The sequence below is a fragment of the Streptomyces jumonjinensis genome (assembly GCF_009600885.1).
In the GTDB taxonomy this organism is placed as follows: Bacteria; Actinomycetota; Actinomycetes; order Streptomycetales; family Streptomycetaceae; genus Streptomyces; species Streptomyces jumonjinensis.
The window spans coordinates 57,547-71,609 of the sequence record NZ_VCLA01000192.1 but is presented as its reverse complement, the minus strand read 5'-3'; the positions used below and the strand labels follow the sequence as shown (position 1 = coordinate 71,609).

Annotated in this window: 12 protein-coding genes and 1 pseudogene; 4 read left to right on the top strand and 9 right to left on the bottom strand. The window is 69.7% G+C overall.

All coding sequences use genetic code 11. The features are described from left to right. Nucleotides 1-86 precede the first annotated feature (86 nt). The 5 genes from FF041_RS31045 to FF041_RS31025 all read right to left on the bottom strand — a co-directional run bounded on the left by FF041_RS31045 (nucleotide 87) and on the right by FF041_RS31025 (nucleotide 5,260). Nucleotides 87-2,840, bottom strand: a complete 2,754-nt coding sequence (locus FF041_RS31045) for a SpoIIE family protein phosphatase (protein WP_323393213.1) — start codon at nucleotides 2,838-2,840, stop codon at nucleotides 87-89. Between the two features lie 147 nt (nucleotides 2,841-2,987). Then, nucleotides 2,988-3,404 carry an ATP-binding protein gene (locus tag FF041_RS31040; protein ID WP_323393211.1) on the bottom strand — a complete coding sequence of 139 codons (417 nt, stop codon included), beginning with the start codon at nucleotides 3,402-3,404 and terminating at the stop codon, nucleotides 2,988-2,990. A 236-nt stretch (nucleotides 3,405-3,640) separates the two neighbouring features. Then, nucleotides 3,641-4,054 (bottom strand): (deoxy)nucleoside triphosphate pyrophosphohydrolase, encoded by a 414-nt coding sequence (locus FF041_RS31035; protein WP_153525868.1) that lies wholly within the window; start codon nucleotides 4,052-4,054, stop codon nucleotides 3,641-3,643. Nucleotides 4,055-4,113: 59 nt separating this feature from the next. Beyond that, on the bottom strand, nucleotides 4,114-4,296 hold the full coding sequence (locus FF041_RS31030) for an SPOR domain-containing protein (protein ID WP_153525867.1): 183 nt from the start codon (nucleotides 4,294-4,296) through the stop codon (nucleotides 4,114-4,116). A gap of 211 nt (nucleotides 4,297-4,507) precedes the next feature. Beyond that, nucleotides 4,508-5,260 (bottom strand): GntR family transcriptional regulator, encoded by a 753-nt coding sequence (locus FF041_RS31025; protein ID WP_323393209.1) that lies wholly within the window; start codon nucleotides 5,258-5,260, stop codon nucleotides 4,508-4,510. A gap of 294 nt (nucleotides 5,261-5,554) precedes the next feature. Here FF041_RS31025 and FF041_RS31020 point away from each other — a divergent pair, with 294 nt between their 5' ends. Beyond that, a complete protein-coding gene (locus FF041_RS31020; RefSeq protein ID WP_153525866.1) occupies nucleotides 5,555-6,964 on the top strand; it encodes a glycoside hydrolase family 18 protein in 1,410 nt (469 codons plus the stop codon). Between the two features lie 263 nt (nucleotides 6,965-7,227). Here the strand turns inward: FF041_RS31020 and FF041_RS31015 are convergent, their stop codons facing one another. Together FF041_RS31015 and FF041_RS31010 are read right to left on the bottom strand one after the other, a co-directional pair. Continuing rightward, complete coding sequence (locus FF041_RS31015; protein WP_153525865.1) at nucleotides 7,228-8,478, bottom strand: DUF4190 domain-containing protein; 1,251 nt, start codon at nucleotides 8,476-8,478, stop codon at nucleotides 7,228-7,230. Between the two features lie 297 nt (nucleotides 8,479-8,775). Then, nucleotides 8,776-10,350, bottom strand: a complete 1,575-nt coding sequence (locus FF041_RS31010; RefSeq protein WP_153525864.1) for a S8 family peptidase — start codon at nucleotides 10,348-10,350, stop codon at nucleotides 8,776-8,778. A gap of 248 nt (nucleotides 10,351-10,598) precedes the next feature. Here FF041_RS31010 and FF041_RS31005 point away from each other — a divergent pair, with 248 nt between their 5' ends. After that, nucleotides 10,599-10,919, top strand: a complete 321-nt coding sequence (locus tag FF041_RS31005) for a DUF4326 domain-containing protein (RefSeq protein WP_153525863.1) — start codon at nucleotides 10,599-10,601, stop codon at nucleotides 10,917-10,919. Nucleotides 10,920-11,071: 152 nt separating this feature from the next. After that, a pseudogene (locus tag FF041_RS31000) lies at nucleotides 11,072-11,638 on the top strand (Uma2 family endonuclease); the annotation flags it as partial. A gap of 184 nt (nucleotides 11,639-11,822) precedes the next feature. Here FF041_RS31000 and FF041_RS30995 read toward each other — a convergent pair. Together FF041_RS30995 and FF041_RS30990 are read right to left on the bottom strand one after the other, a co-directional pair. Further along, nucleotides 11,823-12,053 (bottom strand): DUF397 domain-containing protein, encoded by a 231-nt coding sequence (locus FF041_RS30995; RefSeq protein ID WP_153525861.1) that lies wholly within the window; start codon nucleotides 12,051-12,053, stop codon nucleotides 11,823-11,825. Further along, a complete protein-coding gene (locus tag FF041_RS30990) occupies nucleotides 12,050-12,874 on the bottom strand; it encodes a helix-turn-helix domain-containing protein (RefSeq protein ID WP_323393336.1) in 825 nt (274 codons plus the stop codon). Before FF041_RS30990 ends, FF041_RS30995 begins: the two co-directional genes overlap by 4 nt. A gap of 629 nt (nucleotides 12,875-13,503) precedes the next feature. Between FF041_RS30990 and FF041_RS30985 the strand changes: the two genes are divergently transcribed. Then, complete coding sequence (locus FF041_RS30985; protein ID WP_228388754.1) at nucleotides 13,504-13,944, top strand: ATP-binding protein; 441 nt, start codon at nucleotides 13,504-13,506, stop codon at nucleotides 13,942-13,944. Nucleotides 13,945-14,063 lie beyond the last annotated feature (119 nt).

Genomic DNA, 14,063 nt, shown 5'->3' with positions numbered 1-14,063 from the left:
CCCTGACCGCGGCGCCCGGCGGCCTGACCGTGGCGCCCGGCACCCCGACCGCGGCGCCCGGCCCGTCGCCGTACCGCCGTACCGGCTCAGAACATGCTCAGCAGCTGCTCCACCGTGGGCTCGGCGCCCGGCCCCCCGTCGGGCAGGGCCAGTTCGAACCAGACCGTCTTTCCGCGCGGGGTCCGCCGCGAGCCCCAGGCCGCGCTGAGCAGTCCGACGAGCTGGAGCCCTCGGCCGCCCTCGTCGGTGTCGCGCGCCCGGCGGCGGCGCGGCTGGACCAGTCCGGCGTCCCAGACTTCGCAGACCAGGGTGCGATCCCGCAGCAGCCGCAGCCGGATCTCGCCCTCGCCGTAGCGCAGCGCGTTGGTCACCAGCTCGCTGACCAGCAGCTCGACCGTGTCGACCAGGGCCTCCAGATCCCAGGAGACCAGCAGCGCGCGGGCCAGTTCACGGGCCCGGCCCACCGAGCGCGGCTCGCGCGGCAGCACCCAGTCCCCGACCGCTTCCAGGGGCAGACCCTGCACCCGGGCCATCAGCAGGGCGATGTCGTCCTCGCGGTGACGGGTGTCCAGCGTGCTCAGCACATGGTCGCAGACGTCCTCCAGCGACCGTTCCGGATGCGGGTGCGGGTGCTGATGCTGATGCTGATGCTGATGCTGATGCTGATGCTGATGCTGATGTGGCTGGGGTTGCGGGTGCTGATGCTGATGTGGCGCTGTCGCCGTCGCCGGGGAGCGGTGGCCCGGCACCGACCGGGAAGGGCCGGGGAGCGCGGTACGCGAGGGCTCGGAGCGTCGGATGCGCGAGGGCTCGGTGAGCGCCGTACGGAACGCCCGCAGCCCCTCGTCCAGCGGATGGTCCCGGGACTCCACCAGGCCATCGGTGTAGAGCGCGAGCAGCGCCCCCTCGGGGAGTTCGACCTCGACCTCCTCGAAGGGCTCGCCCCCCACCCCGAGCGGCATGCCGGGCGGCACATCGAGCAGCAGCGCCTCCTGCCCCGGCTCGACCAGCACCGGCGGCAGATGACCGGCGTTGGCGAAGGTGCAGCGGCGGGTGACCGGATCGTAGACCGCGTACACACAGGTCGCGAGGTACACCTCCGAGAGATCGGCCTCCCGGGACTTATGGGCCGCCCGCGACGCCTGCTGCGCTCCGCTGGGGCTGCCCAGGCCACGGGCCACCTCGTCGAGCGCGGAGAGCACCTCGGCCGGTTCCATGTCGAGCAGCGCCAGGGTGCGCACGGCGGTGCGCAGTTCGCCCATGGCGACGGCGGCGCGCAGCCCGCGGCCCATCACATCGCCGACGACCAGGGCGGTGCGGTGGCCGGGCAGTTCGATGACGTCGAACCAGTCCCCGCCGACCTCGGTGGCCGTATTGCCCGGCAGATAGCGGCAGGCGATGTCGAGGCCCGCGGCCTCCGGGTCGCCCGGCGGGAGCAGACTGCGCTGGAGGATGAGGGCGCGTTCGTGCTCTCTGCGGTAGAGCCGGGCATTGTCCATGCAGACGGCGGCGCGGGCGGCGAGCTCGACGGCGAGCGCCCGGTCCCGCTCCCCGAACGGCTCGCTGCCCTTGGTACGGGAGAACTGGACCAGGCCCACGACGGTGTCGTGCGCCACCATCGGCACGGCGAGCGTGGACTGCACCAGGCTGCCGTCCTGGCCGGGGATGGACTGCACCCGGGCGGTGCGCAGGGCGTTGGCGCAGGGGGAGCTGACGGGGAAGCGGTGGAGTTCGCCGACCGCGGTGGGGGTGTCGCCCTTGGAGCCGCAGCCCGGGGTGGTGATCAGCGGGGCGTCGGACACGGCGCTGGCGAAGGCGACCCGGCGCAGTTCGGCGCTGCCTCCGCCGTAACCGCCGGCGTGGGCGCCGTCCCAGCGGCCGGGCGGGGCCTCGTCACCGGTCAGCAGGGCCTGGTAGAGGTCGACGGAGGCGAGGTCGCAGAAGCCGGGGACCGCGACGTCGAGGAGCTCCCTGGCAGTGGTCTCCAGATCGAGGGAATTGCCTATGCGGGCGCTGGCCTCGTTGAGGAGCGCGAGGTTCCGGCGGGCGCTGGCGGCCTCGCGGGCGGCGACATGGCGGCGGGTCACATCGGTGCCCACACCGGCCACTCCGATGGGCCGGCCGGTCCCGCTGTGGACCCGGTAGAGGTTGATGGACCAGTGTCTGCGGTCCTTGCTGTCCGGGGTGGTCCCGATCAGCTGGAGGTCGATCGCGGCCTCCCCGGTCGCGAGGACCCGGCGGAGCGAGGCGTCCATCCGGTCGGCCTCGGCCCGGGAGAGATAGTCGTGGACGGTGCGCCCGCGGTGTTCCTCGACGGTGCCGCCGAAGACGGTGGCGAACCGCTGGTTGGCGCGCTGCACCCGCAGATCGGTGCCGAAGAGCAGAAACCCGAAGGGGGATTGGCCGAATATCGCCTGCGAAGCGGCAAGATCGGTCTCAATCCGCCGTAGTGCGCGGACATCGACGACGATACAGAGCGCGGCCCGTTCGCCGGTCCCGGTCTCGCTCGGCATCACATAGACCTCGGCGACACCGTGCGTGGTCCGCGTCCCCGGCAGCCGGAAGGGGACCAGACCGGTCCACTCCTTGCCGTCGAGGATCTCCGCCACCTGACGCCGGCCCCGGGGCCGCAGCTCACCCGCCAGAAAGACCTCGACCGGGTCCTTGCCCCTGACCTCATCGGCGGTGACGCCGAAGAGCTCGGCGGCACGCCGGCTCCACTGGTCGACCAGCCCATCGGGGCCTATCGAGAACGCGGCGACCCTGATGTAGTCATAGATCGAGCCAGGCGGACTGCTCTGCCACACGACACCGTTCGTCGTCCCGGATATCTCGCTCACGCGACCGTCCCCTCCAGCTCACCGCACCGGACCGGCCATGACCGCAGTATTCAGCACTACGGCTCTGACGCACACGGCGTTCACGATCACAGCACGGTCTCGTTCATTTTGCGCCGTCACTGCGGTGATCGTTATCTCTTCACACTCTTAACCCGTAAGAGCCAGCTCGAACCACACGGTCTTCCCCGTGCTGCCCCGGCGGGTCCCCCAGCGCCGCGCGGTCCCGGCGACGAGCTGGAGCCCCCGTCCGCCCTCGTCATCGGGGGCGGCGACCCGCTCGGTGGGCGGATCCGGAAGCGGATCGGAGACTTCCACCAGGAGCAGGGGGATGCTCTCGCCGGCTTTGTGCCGGATCAGCCGGACCCCGATGGGGCCCGACGCATAGCGGAGCGAGTTGGTGACCAGCTCGCTGACCAGCAGCACCGTGATGTCGCCGATCAGCGGGTCCAGGCCCCAGGTGCGCAGGGTGTCGCGGACGGCGTGGCGAGCGGTGCGCACGGCGCCGGGCTCGGCGGGGAAGCTCCATTCGGCGCACACGCCATCAGTGTCGATCACGCCGCTCACTTCCCGAACCCAGCAGCAGACCACGTCCCATTTCGGAGGGCTAATCAGGACATACCCGATATTCAGGTCGAGGTATCCCGCTCGGTCGGTCAGAGGCGCATCGTTGACGCGAACGGCGTACGGAGCGGCCTTACGCGCCCTCCGGACGGGCGCGCGCACCCATCCCCGCGCCGCCGGTCTGACCCTGCGCTCCGGGCCCCGGACCCCGGGCCCAGTCCCGCACTCCGGTCCGCCGCTCAGCCCCGGGCGTCCCAGCCGCCGTCCCGCAGCAGCCGGGCGGCCTCCGCCACGGCCGGGCGGTCCTGGTCGAGCCAGTCGACGGCGTCGGTCTCATCGGGCCCCAGCCAGCGCAGCTCGTCATGGTCCTCCAGCGGCCGGGGATCGCCGGAGAGCAGCCGGGCCGTCCACACCTGGAGCACATAACCGGGCCCCAGCGGCCATTCACCGGGAATGCGCGCCACCGGTTCCGTCTCGACGCCCAGCTCCTCGCGCAGCTCACGGACGAGGGCCTGCTCGGGCCGCTCCCCCGGTTCCAGCTTGCCGCCGGGCAGCTCCCAGCGGCCCGCGAGTTCCTCGGGGGCGCTGCGGCGCGCGGCCAGCAGTCTTCCCCCGCTGTATACGGCTCCGGCGACCACGACACGATCTGTCATGCGCCGGAGCGTACTGCGCATGGCGCGACGGGCGGTCCCGCACCCCACCCCGGTGCGGGTCAGTAGACCGTCGTCCCTCCGATGCGCTCCACCCAGTAGAGCTGCTTGTGCCCCCTGACATCGAGGGTGTCGGCTATCTGCTGCGCCTCGCCCTCGGTCGCGTACCGTCCGACGCGATAGCAGTTGCCGTTGTCGTCCTGGCGTATGACGAGCCAGGGGAGCACAGGACTGCTGTCGTTCATCGCGCCCCTCCCTCGGTGATCCTCGAACCGTCGGCGATGACCCGGGGAGATGACCCGGAAACCTCACTGCGCATATGCCGGAGCCTACGCCTGACCCTCACTCACCGGATACGGATTTATACAAAGAGACAGGAAACAAGGGGCGCACTCGTTCGAACGCGCCCCCCTCTGAGGCCACCCCGGACCGGCGAAGGCACTCCCGCCTCAGCCGTCACTTCACCGGCAGGTGGTACGCGATCCGGAAACGGTCCGCCGGAACGACGATGTCCGCCGTCTCGACCGCGCGGCCCGACGCGTAGTACGTACGCGCCACCACCAGCACCGTATGCCCGGGCACTCCGCCCAGCGCCAGCAACTCGTCGGCGAAACCCGGGCGCGCGCCGACCTCCTCCGAGACGTTGTCCACGATGACATCGATGGCGGCCATCCGCTCCACGACGCCGCAGCCGCCGAGCGGCCCCTCCTCCGGCAGCATCACCGGGGTGCGGCCGGTGACCGCGAGCGGCTCCCAGGAGGTGGAGAGCATCATCGCCTCCCCGCCCTCGCGGAAGACATAGCGCGTGCGCATCACCCGCGCGCCGGTCTCGACGCCGAGCCGGGCGGCGACGTCCGGGCCCGCCTCCGCCTGTTCGCTGCTGGACTCCCAGGTGCCGCGCGCACCACCGGCCGTCTGCTCCTGACGGAAAGGAGAGGCGCCGGCCGCGGGGCGGTAGCCGGAGCGGGAGATACGGCGCGGAACCGGACGCTCTCGTACATATGTCCCGGAGCCGGAGCGGCCCTCCACCAGCCCCTCCGCCATCAGAACCCTGCGCGCCTCCAGGGCGACCGTGTCGGAGACTCCGTACTCCTCGCTGATGCGGGCCTGCGAGGGAAGCCGGGCGTGCGGCGGCAGCGAGCCATTGGCGATCTGCCGGCGGAGATCGCTCGCAATGCGCAGATAGGCGGGCTGCTCACCGAATGCCACTGACCACTCCCATCACCTTGACAGACAGCAACAGACTCGCAACCGTGGGTTGTTGGCCGCAACCATGGGCCAAAGTTTCACCCGATGTGATGAGTTGGGGCCTCCATAGGCCGCCACCTGCGACGCTTCCCTGGCCTCAGTCGTATTTACAGCGGGTACGGCGGACCATTCGCCGTCAGACCATTGACCTCAATGGTCCAGACCAATACGGTCCTGACTGCACGACGCCCGTTCACGGAAATGCCCCGCGGTCCGCGTTGGCCGGAGCCCGGAGCACGCACAGGAATGAGTCCCATGCGTCGAAGAACCCTTGTACGTACGGCCGTCGCGGTCAGCTCGCTCTCCCTTCTCGCGACGATCGCACCGTCCGCCTCGGCCGATTCCGCCGCCCTGGCCGCCCTCTCCGCACCGAGGACCGACACGTCGGTCACATCGGCCCAGGACGATGACGACGACGGTGACGGCGACCGCAAGCGCTCGTACAAGCGCATCGGTTACTTCAACCAGTGGGGCATCTACGGCCGGGATTACCACGTCAAGAATCTCGACACCAGCGGCCAGGCCGCCAAGCTGACCCATATCAACTACGCCTTCGCCAATGTGAGCCCCGAGGGCAAGTGCTTCATCACCGGCCCGGTCGGCCAGGCGGACCCCTGGGCCGACTATGTGCGCCCGGTGGACGCGGCGGGCTCGGTGGACGGCGTCGGCGACACGGCCGACCAGCGGCTCGCGGGCAACTTCAACCAGCTGCGCGAGCTCAAGGCCAAGAACCCGGACCTCCGGGTGCTGATCTCGCTGGGCGGCTGGACCTGGTCCACCCACTTCTCCGACGCGGTGCTCACCCCGGCCAAGCGCAAGTCGCTGGTCTCCTCCTGCATCGACATCTACATCAAGGGCAATCTGCCCGTGGACGGCGCGCGCGGCGGCGAGGGCGCGGCGGCCGGACTCTTCGACGGCGTCGACATCGACTGGGAGTGGCCGGGCTCGGCGGGCGAGGACGACACCCCGTACCGCCCGGAGGACAAGCAGAACTTCACCGCGCTGGTGAAGGAGTTCCGGACCCAGCTCGACGCGCACTCCAGGAGCGAGGCGCGCAGAACGGGCGAGAAGGCCAAGCGCTACGACCTCTCCGCCTTCGTGCCCACGGCCCCCGCCAAGATCGACGCGGGCTTCGAGATCCCGAAGATCATGCGGGACTTCGACTGGGTCAACCTCCAGGGGTACGACTTCCATGTCTCGGGCGAGAAGACCACCGCCCAGCAGTCCGCCCTCTACGCGAGGAACGACTTCAGCGTCCACCAGACGGTGAGCGACTGGCTCAAGCGCGGCGCTCCCGCGCACAAGCTGGTGGTCGGCATGCCGCTCTACGGCCAGGGCTGGACCGGGGTCACCGGCGGCGGCGACGGCATGGGACAGCCGGCCCAGAAGCCCGCGCCGGCGATCCACCAGCCGGGCTTCGAGGACTACAAGGTCCTGAAGAAGCTGGCCGATTCGGGGAAGTACACGGTGCACCGGAAGTACGGCCAGGCATGGCTGTTCGACGGCAACACCCTGTGGACGTACGACGACGCGAAGGTGCTGAACGCCAAGACGTCGTACATCCGTGACCGGAAGCTGGGCGGCGCGATGTTCTGGTCCCTGGACGGGGACACCGAGGACGGCGAGCTGGTGAAGGCCGTCGATCGCGGGCTGAAGCGGCGCTGACCGTCTCCGCCGCCGTACGCGGTTCGGGTGCGTACGGCGGCGGATCGCGCGTTCCGGGCTGAGGCCGGGACGCGACCGCGTTCCTGGCGGAGGCTCGGACGCGAACGCGTTCCTGGCGGGGACCGGGACGCGACCGGAGCGAGGCCGGTGCTCTGTGGGCTGTCGGTGGCCCCGGGCACCGGCCTCTTCCGTTTCCGTTCCGTACGGGCGGCGGGTCAGACCCGGCCGCGGGGCGCCGGCCTCTTCCCCTCCGTACCGGCAGGTCAGACCTGGCTGTCACCCTCCGGCGGAGGCGTCGACCGCAGCCCCAGCGCCTTGCGCACCTCGACCTCCGTGCCGTCGTTCTCCAGCGGGCCGTCGGCGGCTGCGACATGAGTCCAGAAGGCGTCCTCGCCCTTGGCGTCCGCCGCCTTGTCCCAGTCGAGAGCGACCGCGTCGAACTCCTTCGCCCGCTTGGCCATCGTCTTCTCGGCCTTCGCCGGCCAGTCGTGGTCCCGCAGGGCACGCGCCTGCGCCGCGAACACGGCGGACGCCTCCCGTGCCCAGGCCCGGTAGGCGGCCCTGTCGTCGGAGTACTCCTCGACGGGTACGTCGTTGGAGGCCGAGTCGGCCTGGGACTCAGCGGTCAGATAGGCCGTCTGGTGCCGGTCGAGCGCCGCGACGTCCGTGCGGAGAGACCCGGTGAGCCCATCCTTGTCCGAGACGGCGAGGGTGCAGACGACCTCCCGGTCGCCGAACGCCCAGCTCTCCCGCAGGGGCACGTAGTAGTACAGCTCCGCCTCCGCCGGAATGTCCCAGGGGTCGAGGGCGTACTTCCGGTTGATCTTCTCGCAGCGCTCTTCGGCCAGGGCCTCGACCCGGCTCTCGCCGGGGTACTCCTCGAAACCGGTGATCTGGAAGATGCCCGTGATCTCGGCGTCGTGCCGCTCGGCGCAGTCCACCGTCTGCACGGTCAGGACCTCCGCGTCCTCCAAACCGCCGCCGCCGGGGAGGTCGAGGCAGTCGCCCTTGCGCAGATCCATGGCGCTGCGGTTACGGGACGCCTCGTCCATGCCCTTCTCGAAGCCGTCCCAGAGCGAGCCCGCCGCGCCGGTGGCGAACATGATGACGACCAGCACGGTGCTGACGGCGGAGAGGATCGTCCCCGTGAACGCCATGCCCAGGCCGCGCTGGCCCTTCTTTCTGATCTGCCTGATCGCGATCGTTCCGAAAACCAGTCCGAGCGGCGGCAGACAGCAGACGATGCCGGTCACCAGGGAGGCGATGGCGAGCCCGTTCACCGAGGGGGCCGGAGGGGGCGGCGGCGGTACGGGGTATCCCGGGAACTGGTGATGGGGCTGGTACGCCGGATGCGGATGCTGATGCGGTGCCGCCGGATGCGGTGCCGCCGGGTGCGGATGCGGCCCCGGGTACGGCGGCGGTGCCGCCGGCGCCGGGTGCGGCTGCGGCTGCGGCCCGCCCTGCTGCTGGGGCTGGTCGGGGGGCTGCTGTCCGCCCGGCTGCGATGGGTCCACGGGTGGGTTGCTCCTAGGAGTACGGAAGGGCGTCGGGGGCCGGCGCGGGGAGCCGCGCCGGGGCGGCACAGGGAGGAATCGTATAAACCGATGGCCGGGCCTGATCTGCCGGGCCCCATCGGCCCCTTCGCGGAGGGCGGCCAGCCGGAAGGGGCGGTCGCCATGGTGGCGACCGCCCCTCCTCCCCCGGATTCTTCGCTCACCGCCGACGCGGAGCCTTCAGCGCGGAACCTTCAGCACGAAGCCTTCAGCACGAAGCCTTCAGCGCGTCGGACCGGCGGCTGTTGTCCCGGACGCTCAGAACTGGAGAGCCCAGGAGTCGATCCGGCCGGTGTCCTGCGCCGCGTTGTCGCCGACGCGCAGCTTCCAGACCCCGTCCGCGGCCTCGGACGACGCGTTCACCGTGTAGGTGGTGTTGATGTTGTCCGCGCTGCCGCCCGCCCCGTACGCCTTGAGGTTGTACACGGTCCCGTCGGGGGCCACGAGGTCGACGCGCAGATCACCGATGTAGGTGTGCTTGATGTCGACCGGCACGCTCAGCGCGGCGGGCGCGTTCCCGCCGACGCCGCTGACGGTGATCGGGGATTCGACGGTGGTGTTGTCGGCGATGGCGTAGTCCGCGGTGTTCTCGAACCGCTTGCCCGGCGGGTTGGTGGTGCCGCCGCCGACGTACAGCAGACGGTTGGGCGAGCCCGTGCCGGGCGAGGTCACCACACCGTTCGTGGCCGCCGAGGTCAGCGCGGTGGCGACCTGCGCCGGGGAGTCGCCCTGGTTGGCCGCGAGATGCAGGGCCGCGGCGCCCGCGACATGCGGGGCGGCCATGGAGGTGCCGGAGATGGTGTTGGTCGCCGAGTCGTTGGTGTTCCAGGCCGAGGTGATGGAGGACCCCGGTGCGAAGACGTCGAGGACCGCGCCGAAGTTGGAGAAGCTGGAGCGGGCGTCGGTGCTGGTCGTCGAGCCGACCGTGATGGCCTCGCCGACTCGGGCCGGGGAGTAGTTGGAGGCGTTCGCGTTGGAGTTACCCGCGGCGATGGCGTAGGTGACGCCGGAGGCTATGGAGTTGCGTACGGCGGTGTCGAGGACGGTGTCCGCTCCGCCGCCCAGGCTCAGATTGGCGACGGCGGGCTTGACGGCGTTCTGCGTCACCCAGTCGATGCCCGCGACGACCTGCTCGGTGGTGCCGGAACCGGCGTCGTTCAGTACGCGTACGCCGACGATCCTGGCCTTCTTGGCCACGCCGTACGCCGAACCGGCGACCGTGCCCGCGACATGGGTGCCGTGGCCGTTGCCGTCCTGGGCGACGTTGTCGTTGTCGACGGCGTCATAGCCGTTGAACGCCCGGCCGCCGAAGTCGCCGTGGGAGATCCGTACACCGGTGTCGATGATGTACGCGGTCACCCCCTCGCCGGCGGAGTCGGGGTAGGTGTAGCTGTTGTCTGCCGGGAGGGCGCGCTGATCGATCCGGTCCAGGCCCCAGGACGGCGGGTTGGCCTGGGTGGCCGTGGTCGTGAAGACGCGGTTCTGGACGACGGAGGCGACGGCGGGGTCGGCGGCGAACTTCTTCGCCTGCGCCTCGGAGGCCCGGACGGAGTAACCGTTGAGGGCGGCGGTGTAGGTACGGCGGATTTTCACGCCGTACTCGGCGGCGAGGGCCTTGCCCGCCCGGGAACGGGCGTCGGGGGCGGACTCATGGAGCGTGACGATGTAACTGCCCTCGACGGTGCCGGGCTCGCCCGCGTTCTCGATGACGCCTTCCGCGGTCCGGTCCGCCGCGGTGGCGGTGGCCGGCAGGACGGAGACCATACCGAGCGCGAGCGCGGCGGCGGCGCTCGCGCCGATCGTGGTCACTCTTCGGCGGGAGGTACGTGGCATGGGGGCCTCCTGAGGCAGATATGTCAAGTGCATGACAATTAATGGCAGCGGGAGCCGCCATGTCCATGACTTGTCTACTGAGCGAAAGATTGTCCGATCCATAGAGATCCCACAAGGGAGCGGGCAGCGCCGTAACGCGCGTGCCACATACGCCACATGGCCGCTACACCGCCGCAAAGGACGCCACACCGCCGAAACCGGAGGCCCCCGGCTGGCGGCTCCGGGCGGGAGCCTGGAGGATCCACACCATGGAGAGGACGACGGTCGTCAACCTGAAGGGCCACCGCGACGACCCGGCGTACGCGGATGTCGTCTACGTGGGCCGCCCCATGCACCGGGGCGGCTGGCACCTCGACGGCTCCCCGCTGGCGAGCCCGTACCGCCCCGGCCCCGACGGCACCCGCGAGGAGATCCTGGAGAAGTACCGCACCCATCTCCTCTCCCGCCCCGACCTCCTCGCCCTGCTGCCCGCCCTGCGCGGCCACCGGCTGGGCTGCTGGTGCGTCCCGGAGAGATGCCACGCCGAGGTGATCGCCGACCTGACGGACAAGGGCGCGGGCGCGGCTTGACCGGCGGGCACGGATGCCGCGACGGCCTCCTCTTCGGCGAGGGTGGACGCCCCTCCCCCGCACCATCCGTGCCGCACGACTGGCCCGAGGAGGTGCCCATGTCCGGATGCGAAAGCTCTTCGTCCCGACCCGCGGGCCGCTACCGTGAAGCCATGACCGCACTGCCCGACTGGATGCGCCCGCCGCGCGCGGAAGGCTGGTTCGCGGAGGACCTGGACCGCCTCCCGGAAGCGCCGCGTCACACCGAGCTGATCCACGGAGCCCTCGTATTCCGGTGGTCGCCCCAGCAGTCGTGGCACGGAGAGATGGTCACCGACCTCACGATCGCTCTCCGGGCGCAGGCCCCGGAGGGATTCAAGGTCGGTCGGGAAATGACCATCCGCCTCGACTCCCGCAACCGCCCCGAGCCGGACCTCGTGGTGACCACGGCCCCGTACGACCCGGACTGCACCTGGTTCGCCCCGGAAGACGTACGGCTCGTCATCGAGGTGGTCTCGCCGGAGTCCGCGCACCGCGACCGGACCGTCAAGCTCCGCAAGTACGCCGAGGCCGGCATCCCGCACTACTGGTGCATCGAGGATGAGGACGGCGCACCGGTCGTCCATGTCTACGAGCTCGACGAGCCGACCGGCGCGTACGCACCGGCGGGAATCCTCCGCCACACGCTCAAGCTGTCTCTGCCGTTCGAGATCAGTCTCGACCTCGACAAGCTCGCGCCGTGCGAGTACCAGGGATGGGAAGAGCGCGAGATCAACCGGATCATCGACGAGCGCATGGCGAACCCCTCTCCCGGCGTCCCGATCGAGGACATCATGAGGGAGACGCTGAAAGCAGAGCCCCTGCCACACTCTGGCGACAGGGGCTCTGCCTCATGAATTCATGCCTGAGCTCGGGGTGCGTCAATCATTGATCGACGACATCAATCCCACTGACGAACGCCGAAAACGTCGCGCGCTGGAACAGCAGAACCGGCCCCTCGGAATCCTTTGAGTCTCGGATGGCAATCCCCCGGGAGGCAAATTCTGTACAGTCCGCCACCTCGACACAATTTCCCTCGCCCGCGCTGAAACTGGCCTTACGCCACGATGCACCGGGAAGGTCTGCTGCGCGGAGCGCTGGCCTTACTTGACTCATGAACGGTTCCTCTTCTCCATTTTCTTAAGCAGCGCCAAAGAGTCATCTGTTGACAGGGCCGCTCCAATAATCCGGCCAAAGCCGTCATCGAACAGCCTCATGTCTTCAGTGCCTTCGGCGTATGTGGTGCCCTTCAAGTTCTCCACCTGCACGACGTCAGGCATGGGGTGAGCAAACTCGAAGAGGCTGAATCCACCTGCACCGCCGGGATGCGGGGTGGCATTGAGCGGCATGACCTGAATGGTGATGCCGGGCACATCCGTCTGCTCGATCAGCCGCCGAGTCTGGTCTCGCATCGTCTCGGGGCGAGACGCGAACCTCTGATGAAGTACAGCCTCGCTGATGATCGCCGTGTACCGCAGGGGCGAAGCCCCGGGCCGGGTGGTCAGGACCGACTGCCGCGCAATCCGAACCTCGGCGAGGGCGTGAACCTCCTCCGGCGTGCGTGTGAGCGCATGCGCCGCAATGGTCTCCCGCGCGTACGCCGCCGTCTGGAGCAACCCGGGCACCAGGAGCGGCGACCACTCGCGGATTGCCTCCGCGTCGCTTTCCAGCGCGATGAGGTCCACGTACGACGGTGCGACAACCCCGCTGTACGTCTGCCACCAACCGGTTTTCCCCGCATCTTTCGCCAGCGCGACCAGGGCGTTGACAGTGGCCAGGTCGGTGACGCCGTAGCGAGCCAGCAGCAGAGGCACGTCCTTGGGCTGGAGCTGGGCCTTGGCGTGCTCGATGCGCGACAGCTTGCCCGGGTCCCACCCCATGGCCCTGGCCGCTGCTTCCGCGCTCATGCCGGCCTCAGTACGGAAGGCCCGGACCATGTCGCCCAGCCGTCGCCTACGGACGGTGGGAACCAAGGGGATCGTCGGCATCTCAAACCTCTTCTCTCGCAGTCGAGTGGAGCCTTCGGTGGGCCGGGTGAAGCACGCCTCCTCCCGGGTGCGGCGGCCCGGAATGCGGGAGTGCTATCAGCCTAGTTGGGTATCGAGGTCCGACTCACGGGTACGCTCCCTCGGCACTCGGGTACCCGCCTCATACGAACACAAATACCAATCTTGACTATTTATGCCCCAAGCTTGCACTCACCCGCCCATACGTGCATTCTGCCTGTACGCGGGTTTCGGCTGCACAGCATTCCCAAATCCCGCGCCACTCTTGGTATTTGCTGAATTGGACCGCCGGGGATCCCCCTGCCCGACAGTTGGTCCCGCCTCCGCGCGACTCGCGGACGGAACTCCCCTTCGACATCCGCCGAGGCCGACATGACAACGAGCCAGAGCAGTACCCCCCGCCCTTCACCGAACAGCCCCGGCAGCGACTTCGTCCGCCGGCACGGCACCACCGATGCGTGGCGGACGCCGGAGACGTTCAAGCTGTACGTCGAGCTCTTCAGCACCCCTGACGCCATACGGCACACCCGTGCAGGGACGAGGCGGAAGCGATGCTCGTGATGCCTACTTCCCCCGTGGACCCCGAGCGCCACCGCCGGACGTACCCCTCGACACTCCAAGCCCCACGACTCGCCCGCGCCGACATCGCCTCATGCCTCAACGCCTGGGGACTCGGCCACGGAATCGATGACTTGGCCCTCGTCGCGACGGAGCTCGTCACCAATTCGGTGGCCCACACCGAGACAGCACAGGTCGGCGTCTCCCTCAGCCGCGTGGGGGACTCCACGGTGCGCCTCACGGTCACCGACACGTCACGGGAGCTTCCCCCGTCATCCCCGGCGACGGCGGGCGAAGGCGAAGTGCACGGGCGGGGACTCCTCCTGGTCGCAGCCCTCACCTCCCGCTGGGGAGCCGAGCGCCTCATCACCGGCAAACGCGTCTGGGCCGAACTGGACATCACATCGAAGAGCCCAGAACCGCACAGCCGGCCCTCGCCGTGAGCCAGGTCGCGATCGGTACGCGAAATCGCTGCGACGGCCGGGTTTGGGTCTCGGGCATGTGCTGGCTCTACTGCCGACAGACCGGACCCGTCCTCTGGCTCGGATCAGTCGCCGCCGCC

Excerpts from the sequence above, each read along its gene's own strand:
- FF041_RS31035 (WP_153525868.1), bottom strand. The coding sequence starts at position 4,054 with ATGACAGATCGTGTCGTGGTCGCCGGAGCCGTATACAGCGGGGGAAGA.
- FF041_RS31030 (WP_153525867.1), bottom strand. The coding sequence starts at position 4,296 with ATGAACGACAGCAGTCCTGTGCTCCCCTGGCTCGTCATACGCCAGGAC.
- FF041_RS31020 (WP_153525866.1), top strand. The coding sequence starts at position 5,555 with ATGCGTCGAAGAACCCTTGTACGTACGGCCGTCGCGGTCAGCTCGCTC.
- FF041_RS31010 (WP_153525864.1), bottom strand. The coding sequence starts at position 10,350 with ATGCCACGTACCTCCCGCCGAAGAGTGACCACGATCGGCGCGAGCGCC.
- FF041_RS31005 (WP_153525863.1), top strand. The coding sequence starts at position 10,599 with ATGGAGAGGACGACGGTCGTCAACCTGAAGGGCCACCGCGACGACCCG.
- FF041_RS30995 (WP_153525861.1), bottom strand. The coding sequence starts at position 12,053 with ATGAGTCAAGTAAGGCCAGCGCTCCGCGCAGCAGACCTTCCCGGTGCA.
- FF041_RS30990 (WP_323393336.1), bottom strand. The coding sequence starts at position 12,874 with ATGGTCCGGGCCTTCCGTACTGAGGCCGGCATGAGCGCGGAAGCAGCG.
- FF041_RS30985 (WP_228388754.1), top strand. The coding sequence starts at position 13,504 with ATGCCTACTTCCCCCGTGGACCCCGAGCGCCACCGCCGGACGTACCCC.